This window comes from Pseudoruminococcus sp. (assembly GCF_047012705.1).
GTDB lineage: Bacteria > Bacillota > Clostridia > Oscillospirales > Acutalibacteraceae > Pseudoruminococcus.
On the sequence record NZ_JBKXNW010000006.1, the window covers coordinates 1 to 8,606 of the forward strand.

10 protein-coding genes are annotated in these 8,606 nt (G+C 33.6%); 1 reads left to right on the plus strand and 9 read right to left on the minus strand.

All coding sequences use genetic code 11. The annotated features are described in order from the left end of the window. Window positions 1–482 precede the first annotated feature (482 nt). From ACLU24_RS06895 to ACLU24_RS06925, 7 genes are all read right to left on the minus strand, one after another. On the minus strand, window positions 483–920 hold the full coding sequence (locus ACLU24_RS06895; RefSeq protein WP_412611333.1) for an RrF2 family transcriptional regulator: 438 nt from the start codon (window positions 918–920) through the stop codon (window positions 483–485). Window positions 921–1,078: 158 nt separating this feature from the next. After that, a complete protein-coding gene (locus ACLU24_RS06900; RefSeq protein ID WP_412611336.1) occupies window positions 1,079–1,468 on the minus strand; it encodes a PadR family transcriptional regulator in 390 nt (129 codons plus the stop codon). Window positions 1,469–1,873: 405 nt separating this feature from the next. Next, a complete protein-coding gene (locus tag ACLU24_RS06905) occupies window positions 1,874–2,215 on the minus strand; it encodes a phenylpyruvate tautomerase MIF-related protein (RefSeq protein WP_412611338.1) in 342 nt (113 codons plus the stop codon). A 14-nt stretch (window positions 2,216–2,229) separates the two neighbouring features. Further along, on the minus strand, window positions 2,230–2,415 hold the full coding sequence (locus tag ACLU24_RS06910) for a hypothetical protein (RefSeq protein WP_412611339.1): 186 nt from the start codon (window positions 2,413–2,415) through the stop codon (window positions 2,230–2,232). 26 nt (window positions 2,416–2,441) lie between these two features. Further along, complete coding sequence (locus ACLU24_RS06915) at window positions 2,442–3,020, minus strand: uracil-DNA glycosylase (protein ID WP_412611340.1); 579 nt, start codon at window positions 3,018–3,020, stop codon at window positions 2,442–2,444. 111 nt (window positions 3,021–3,131) lie between these two features. Beyond that, window positions 3,132–3,803, minus strand: coding sequence for a hypothetical protein (locus ACLU24_RS06920; protein ID WP_412611341.1), 672 nt, complete (start codon window positions 3,801–3,803; stop codon window positions 3,132–3,134). Between the two features lie 18 nt (window positions 3,804–3,821). Then, entirely contained in the window at window positions 3,822–4,190 is a 369-nt protein-coding gene (locus tag ACLU24_RS06925; RefSeq protein WP_412611342.1) for a hypothetical protein, read from the minus strand. Window positions 4,191–4,318: 128 nt separating this feature from the next. Between ACLU24_RS06925 and ACLU24_RS06930 the strand changes: the two genes are divergently transcribed. Continuing rightward, a complete protein-coding gene (locus ACLU24_RS06930) occupies window positions 4,319–4,837 on the plus strand; it encodes a TetR/AcrR family transcriptional regulator (protein WP_412611344.1) in 519 nt (172 codons plus the stop codon). 35 nt (window positions 4,838–4,872) lie between these two features. On the opposite strand, the gene rpe is transcribed toward ACLU24_RS06930, so the two are convergent. After that, a complete protein-coding gene (gene rpe / locus ACLU24_RS06935) occupies window positions 4,873–5,526 on the minus strand; it encodes a ribulose-phosphate 3-epimerase (RefSeq protein ID WP_412611346.1) in 654 nt (217 codons plus the stop codon). 25 nt (window positions 5,527–5,551) lie between these two features. Next, window positions 5,552–8,606: hypothetical protein (locus ACLU24_RS06940; RefSeq protein ID WP_412611349.1), on the minus strand; the 3,055-nt coding region annotated here is incomplete at its 5' end.

Consider the following 8,606-nt stretch of genomic DNA (forward strand, 5'->3'; position numbering starts at 1 on the left):
ATGAATCTTTTGTAAATTTGCTCTTTTACTTGTCTACTTTATTGACTATGGTCCAACTGGCTTTCTATCAAAATTACGGTTACTCGTAAAAACATTACAAACTGCTTAAACACATTATGTTTAGGTAGTTTTATTTTTATTTGCACATAATAATATTTTTAATATCACCAAAAAGTTTCTTAATTTAATTGATGATAAAACTTGAAATTTCCTATAAACACAAAAACGCTGTACGCAGAAAATTGCGTACAGCGTTTTTTTAATAAGGAGAATTAGCAGCCACAACCGCAACCGTTGTTGTTGGAGTTTTCATTGCCGCATCCACAACCATTTCCACAGCAGCTAACCAAAAGGATAAGGATGATAATCCAGCAGCAGCTGTTGTTACCTAAGAAGTTACCACACATCGTTCGTTTCTCTCCTTTCGTTTGTTATACTACATTATACGTCAGGAAAGAAAAGTTGCTACTGATAAATTAAAATTAAATCATATAATTATCGTAACTATTTTCGGTATTTTTGTCAACTATATCTTGAATCGTTATTCCCTCAAGATAATCTGTAATAACCTTATAAAGTCCCTGCCAGACATAGAGCGTTGAACATTCCTCTGCACGCTCACATTGAACAGGTTCAAAATCAAGACAAGAAACAGGTGCTATACTACCTTCAGTAATTTTCAAAATTTCACATATAGTAAGCTCCTTAGGGTCCTTAGCAAGCATATATCCGCCCTGATAACCACGATTAGCCTTTAGAACACCTGATTTGTTCAAAAGCGGTACAATCTGTTCAAGATATTTTTTTGATATACTTTGACGCTCTGCAACATCTTTAAGCGCAATAAAACCATCATTCTTATGTTCTGCCAAATCTACAAGAAATCTTACAGCATATCTTCCTTTTGTAGAAATTTTCACACTATCACCTCAAAGTCTATAGGTTTTATATTATTTATTTTAACACAAAAGCTATCAATTATCAATAATAAAATTAAACAAAAAACACCGCATACCTTATATAAAGTATACGGTGTAAAAAATTTTGATATAAACCAAACATTTAAAAGCTATCTAACTCAAACATTCTCAGTTTCTGAAGTATCTTCACTTGATTCATTATTCATAATAACATCAACAGCACTAAGAAGTCCCTTATATTGCTCTATCATTTTCTTGAGATATTGTTTACCCTCATCAGTAATAGCATAATAGTTGCGAGTTCTGTGGCTTTCAGTAATTTCCTGAGAATACTCTACAACATAGCCTTGCTCCTGAAGACGATATAGTACAGGATAGAGAAAATTCATTTTATAGACTTTGTTACTACGTTTTTCAAGCTCCTGAGAAAGCTTATATACATACATTGGCTTCTCATTAAGAAGAAATAATGTAAGCATAGGACTTGTAGCTCTCTTGAAGTAATCCTCAAAAGAATGGTTGGATTCTTTTCCTAAAGTTCTGCCCATAAATAATCACCTTTCTTTTTTAAATGTCATTATTATTATAACATAATATAAAATAAAATCAAGAGCATATATTACATTATACACAATAAATTTAAAATTTATCATACAAATACTACCAATAGTATTTTAATTTTAAATTTTGCAATTTATACAATATCGCCATTTCAAGGTTGTATAAAGCTAAAATATTGTATAATATATCTTAAGTTACCTATTTCAATAGTGATTTTATTAAAACAATGGTTATTATCGTGTATTATTTTTGTGATATTTTGTTGAATAATACTAAATTTTAAAAACAGTTCTTTCAAAAAATATCTTTATAAACATTTAATTGTAATCGTTAATATGTGATTCATAATTGTGCAATTTTAAAACATATTTGTTTGCAATCAGATATTTTAATTAAAAATTGCTTCCTGCATAACCCCAATATTCTATTTCATCATATTTTACATAAATCCTATCACTTGAAATTCCAAGCTTATCCGAAATAATCTCTGTTAACTTAGACGTCAGATTATCATAATTTTTTGCAGATGAGCTGCCATAAATCTTGATTTCAAGCACTGCACAAGGTTTTTCAGAACCTTTAAACCACATTCTCTGCTCATCACAAAAATTCAGCATAAGCCATTGTTCACTCTTACCGGGAATAATAGTAATAGCCTCTCCAAAAGCTGATTTTAGCTCGATTTCCTTTTCTTTTGATATAGATACAGATGCTTTCAATTCAATAAATGGCATTTTAAACACTCCTTTTATTTTTTCTTAAATTTTCTTTTCATAATAAGTTTTGACAAAATAATAACAACTACTCCAACTATAATTCCTAGACAAAGATAAAAAGCGCCAGAATTGCCCGAAACAGTTAGTGCAAGAATTGCTATCGCAACAATAATTAGTATAGCCACAATATAAAACGCTAAAACCTTTGGATTTTTCATCCAACTCTCCCCTATCTCAAATAATCTTAATTTTCATATGTATGTTCACATATTTCTTTTATCTTTTCCTGTAATTTTAGATAATCCTCAAAAGCCGCAGGTTTATTATTTGGATTTCTCAGCAAAGCCGCAGGGTGTAAAGTTGCCATCATAAGCACATTACCCTTTTCAAAGAAAATCCCATGCTCTTTTGTAATCTTAATATCAGGCTTTATAATTTTTGCAGCAGCAATTCTTCCGAGGCATACAATAATCTTTGGACGAATCAATGCAAACTGATTTCTCAGCCAGTCCACACAAGCCGTCTGTTCCTCCGGAAGCGGGTCACGATTTTTAGGTGGACGACATTTTACAATATTTGCAATATAGATATTTTTCTTTCTATCAAGGTCAACAGCCTCAAGCATTTTATCAAGAAGTTTTCCTCCTCTGCCAACAAAAGGCTCTCCTTGCTCGTCCTCATATTGTCCAGGGCCTTCTCCTATAAACATAACCTCCGCATTAGGAACTCCTACTCCGAAAACAACATTAGTACGAGTTTCACATAATCCACATTTTTGGCACTGCTTACATTTATTTTCAAGTTCAGCAAAATTATCTATCATACTCTAACTCCTTATAAATTCATTTAATTTAGTATAGCATATTATAATTTATAAAGCTATAAATTTCAACAAAAAAGGATATAGATTTATAACCTATATCCCTCTGAATATTCATATTTTATTCTTTTTATCAATTATTCCGCAAGCCATAATCAATCCCAATGTAAATACAATCAGACATACTCCAATTCCAGTACATATATTCATAATGCGAATATTTTCCGAAGTCATTCCTTCAAAAGATACGAGCATAGAACGTTGTAAGGAAAATATTGATACTGCTGCATCTGCAAGTGCTATATTTCTTATCGTGATAAGCAAAAATGACTTATACTTTTTTGTTTTAACAAGATTTATAATAGCCATTATAATCTTATAAAAAGTATATGTTGCAATGGTTATCATAACTATTTTATTATTTTTATTTGCCACATCATTAGCAATGCTATAATAAACCGAACCTGATAAAACAAAGCTCATTATAATCAGCATAATACCTATAAATCTCATTACGAATTTTTCGTTATGTCTTTTATTTTTATATTCATATAAAACTGCCGAAAAACGCATAACTGATAAAAGTGTATAATACGCAAACATTGCCAAAAACCAAAATGACGCATACACTATTCCAAGAATTCCATTATAAAAAGCATATGCAATATTTATTATAAGGCTTATAGAGGCAGTAAAAATTATTCTATATCTCGCATTATGTAAGATACGGTTGCCTGTTTGTGTTTTTTCTATTTGCGAAATAACATTTTTCTTTATTTTATTCATAAAATTTCATTTTTAAAATCACTTAATTCCTTTAATAACAGGAATCAAACTAAGTAAAATTAAAATTCCTACAATTCCAATAATAATACCCAAAAGCATATTTTGCCATACCATAGTGAAACACATACCCACACCTAATGCTAAAGCTCCAATTATACCAATAAATGTAGTTGCAAAAGTTTTTCCAGATAGTTTAATTGGCTTTTTATTCTCCATTTTTCGCCAAACAAGAAATGTTATAAGGCCAAGTATTAAACCAAGCAAACCTAAAATAATTCCCTGAGTAAATGTATTCCACTCCTGAATCAAAGCCATACACATACCCAATGCAAATAAAATACCGCTCACTGTACCTAAAATCATCGCCACAAAACTGCTTTTTTTCATTTTAAAATACCTCCATAAAATAAAATTAACAAAGCAACACTTGTTCTGTTAATAAGATTATAATATAATTAAATAGCCTAAAACAATCATCAATTCACCTATAAGTGTTGAGATAATGGAGGTTTCTAATGAATGTTAAAAACAACAAACGCCGTAAAGAATCTCGTGCAAAAATAGAGGCCGTATTTTTAGATTTAATACAGGAGAAAGAGTTAAATCAAATATCTGTTTCAGAAATATGTAAGAAATCCGGCTTGAACCGCACAACATTCTATGCTAACTATGTTGATATATACGACCTTGCAGATACTATAAGAAAGACTCTCGAAGAAAACTATTTCTATAACTATTTTGAACCAAAGCAAAATCACGATTTCTTTCTTAAATTATTCCATCACATAAAAGAAAATCAACTATTATATAAAACATACTTCAAGCTTGGATACGACAGTAATTATAAAATCATAGGTTATAGTGAGGAACTTGCATTTAAGCATTTTAATAATAAATTTATTGAGTACCATTGTGAATTTTTCAGAAGTGGAATTACAGCTATTATAAAAATGTGGCTTAATAATGGTTGCAAAGAAACACCTGAGGAAATTTGTGAAATTATTAATTCAGAATACAACAAACGAACACTATAAAATAAAGCCGTCCTTCACTAGGACGGCTTTTACTATTAAACTTCAGATAAACGCTTTAAATTATCAATAGCTTCCTTTGCGTCAGATGCTTTGAAAACACCTGTTCCTGATACGCACACATCAACACCAAACTTAGCAGCCTGAGAAATTGTCTTATCATTAACTCCACCATCAATTTCTACAAGCATATCTTTGCCTAATTCCTTGGCTTTTTCTTTTATAGCAGTAACCTTTGGAAGCATATCTGCCATAAAGCTTTGTCCACCAAAACCAGGCTCTACTGTCATAACAAGTATCAAATCAACCTGTTCTAAGTAGGGGAATACTTCCTCAGCAGATGTCTTTGGTTTTACCACAAGTCCGGGCTTTACACCAAAAGATTTAATCTTGTCAATAGTTGCCTGAATATCGGACTTTGCTTCAATATGGAAGGTAATTATATCCGCTCCTGCTTTAACAAATTGCTCTATATAATCAAGCGGATAATCAATCATAAGGTGAACATCAAAAGGAAGCTTAGAGTATGGGCGAAGTGCAGATACTATTGCAGGACCTATTGTAATATTAGGAACGAAATGTCCGTCCATAACATCAAGATGAATCCAATCTGCTCCACCCTTATCTATTCTGACTAATTCATCTCCCATTTTAGCAAAATCACAAGAAAGCATTGATGGTGCAATCTTCATTATCAATCATTCCCTTTCAGAATTTTTATGGTTTTCGTATAGTCGGTGCAACTATACCTACAATTATGCAGAAAACATACATAATAAGCAATTCGAGGATATTAAGTCTTGCAATTCCTGATATAAATGTAATTACACCAACAAGAACAAATCCTAAAATAATTCCTGCCATTTGTAAGAAAATTGAAAGTGTAACATTTGACTTAATTCTTATACAGCCCGAAATTGCTCTTGCAAATGACTGTATGCCACCCTTTGTTGCAATATATGCACGAGTTTCTTCATCAGGTGTATCTGTCATTTCCTTAGTTATATTTCCCAAACCTGTCGGCAATATCTTAACTGAACGATAGAAAACACCAAAGTCTTCAGCAATTCTATCTTGAGTTATGTTAGAATCAATCGTTCTTACAAGAATAGTAACACCATTCTGTTCAAGGCTTCTAAGCTCTTCAGCAATATAGGAACTACCCTTATAAGTAACTATAAACATTGCTACAAGCTCTCCACCAAGTGATAAATAGACCGCTTGTTTGCTCTTATCTGTATACTTCTTTTCGTATTCAACAGATGGCACTTTAATTCCATGAGCCTCAAGAAGTCTACGGTTTCCAAGAAGTATTCTCTGACCTGCCACCCAGCCAACAAGTCCAAGACCGTCTTCATAGATAACGCTTTCAACATGAGGCAGTGTGTCTCGCTTACTTTTAATGATATTATCGAACATGCTCGACATAGGTGCTTTGACTGCAAACATAACTGCCGCCGCACCACGAATAGCGTCATCTACTTTACTTCCACTAAAAGTTTTAATTCCGCTCATTGTAACAGTTCCCGACGGATATAGGTCATTTGCATCTACAATAATAGCATTTGTATCGCAGAATTGCTTTACTGATTCATAGCTTGTAACCATAGAACCCTTTTTAACAACTGCTGAACAAAGCTTTTTAATAGGAAGATTGACAGCTATAAGCTGACAAACAGGTGTAAGTATTATCGCAAAAAGTACGAATGCACTTGCGCCCTCAGCAACTCCACCGCCAATAAACGCGTAAAGCAAAGCTACTGCAATAGCCACAACAGAAGTAATCGGTGCAATCTTAGCAGCAATATTTTCACTCGGGTCAGGTGCATATGAAAGCTGTAAGAAATTGCTCAAGAACTTTGTCTTTTTTCTGTAAGCAATAAGAGGTTTATTAAGCGGCGCTCCCGTAAACATTCTTTTTGCGTTTTTCTCATCAGTATAAATCTTACCTGCATAGAGTTCAGGATTTTTCATAATAAACTTAAAGTTATCATGAACACGAATAATTATCAACATTCTACCTATGCAGTTCAGCAAGAGTCCAAGAATTACAAGTGTAGTATAGTAATGAAGATAACCATTTATAAAGCTTTGCGGAGAGAAAAATGATACAAAAGCCTGAAGTATTCCGGCAAAAGACGCAACCGCAAGACTTGTATCAGAATTAGCCTTAAAGTATCTTAGAGGAAGTATTCCGTTTATTATAGGAACATAACAAGTTACTACACATACGCACAAAATTATTGCGTTTAAAAATGCAACCAAAAGCCAACCAAAAGGCATATTCATAAAGACTTCGCTCATAACACCAACAAGTATATCCAGTGTTATTGAAAATACAAGTCCGATTGCAACAATTATTGACCGAAATGTAAGTTTACGATAATTGTTATTTATCTCTGAACGAATTTCTCTTTCATCATTCTTACTCGAATATTCTTCAATTTCACGATTTTCATTGTTTAAATCAAAATCATCAGAATCAAGATCTTCATCGTCACTAAAAAGCTTGAGCATTTGAGTTTTCTTTTTTATAGCTTTTTTTGCTTCAGATGCCCTACTATTCTTTTTCTTTTCAGTCTTTTGTTTAACCGGTTTTTCTACTTTAGACTGAACAGGTTCTTCTTTTTCCTTTATATCAGGCATTATTTCAGGACGCTGTTTCTTATGTATAAAGCTTGGAACAACTGCCTTAACCGCAGGTGGTACCATAGGCATTTTAGGCTTTGGAACAGGTGGCTTTGGTATTTTCATCTTAGGCGTTTCCTCTGCCTTAGTCTGCTGTACCTCCTGTTTATGAATCGGCTTAACTACTGATGTGTGCTTTTGCTCGGTTTGTGTTTGAACATTTTTTTCTGGTTCACTATTTATAGCTGGTTGTTGTTCCAATTCAGACCTTTTTTTATGCTTTTTAAAAGAAAATTCACCAAATACAGAGGCTTTTCCGCTCTCATCACTTTTTTCTTGCTTATCTTGTTGCTTGGGCTGTTCACCCTTTGGAGGATTTTGTTTATCATCAAGAGATGTGGGCGGTTCAGGTGGCTTTGGTCTGTACCTGTACGCACGATACTCACTCCTTACCGTCTTAGTGAATTTACCCGCCATAACAACAAAACTGCTTGTTTCTAATGAACGCTTATATATAAGCAGAGTTTTTGGTATATTTTCCTTTTCAAAATCCAGTTTAAATTCCTGAATAGGCTTTTCATTCTCAACAATAACAGGATTAAATGCTTTTGATTGAATTATTGGTGCAGTCGGCTTTTGCTTAGGCTGAGTTTTATCCACAATTCTGATAAATGGATTTGCACTATCTTCTAATTTTGGCTCTGCCTTTTCCTCAACAACAGATTGTTCGACCGACTCTGCCTTTTCCTCAACAACAGCTTGTTCGACCAACTCTGCCTTTTTCTCAGCAACAGCTTGTTCGACCGGCTCTGCCTTTTCCTCAACAACAGTCTGTTCAACTGATTCAGCCTTTTCCTCAACAACAGCTTGTTCGACTAGCTCTGCCTCTTTCTCAACAACAGCTTGTTCGACTGGCTCTGCCTTTTCCTCAACAACAGCTTGTTCGACCGGCTCTGCCTTTTCCTCAACAACAGCTTGTTCGACCGGCTCTGCCTTTTCATCAACAACAGCTTGTTCGACTGGCTTTGCCTTTTCTTCAACAACAACTTGTTCGACCGGCTCTGCCTTTTTCTCAACAACAGCTTGTTCGACTGGCTCTGCCTTTTCCTCAACGACAGCTTGTTCGACCGGCTCTGCCTTTTTC